At 55.0% G+C, this 280-nt stretch carries 1 protein-coding gene; it reads right to left on the reverse strand.

Annotation, left to right across the window (positions count from 1 at the left end):
* Nucleotides 1-280, reverse strand: a 280-nt coding sequence (locus LKK83_RS00340) for a hypothetical protein (protein WP_324628758.1), incomplete at both ends; no start/stop codon positions are given.

A 280-nucleotide genomic window follows, 5' to 3' on the forward strand; every position in this document is an offset into this window, starting at 1 on the left:
GCAGGGTCTTCGGTGTCGTCGCTGCTCTCGTTAGATTCGGCGATCGCGTCACTGTCCTCGGACTCGCTATCGGAATTTTCTGTAGCATCTGTGTCGCTATCGCTGGCACTGTCATCGCTAGTGGCTACAGGCGGGCTTTCACTTTCGGTTTCGTCGGCTTCGGATGCTGATTCCGTGTTTTCTGCTGCTATTTCCTCGGTTTTGTCAGCGCTGCTGGTGTCTTCTTCTGCATCCGTTGGTTCGGTTTCGGCGCTGTCAGTGGCTTCGGATGTGACGGTTT

The sequence above is a fragment of the Phormidium sp. CCY1219 genome (assembly GCF_035615515.1).
In the GTDB taxonomy this organism is placed as follows: domain Bacteria; phylum Cyanobacteriota; class Cyanobacteriia; order Cyanobacteriales; family Laspinemataceae; genus CCY1219.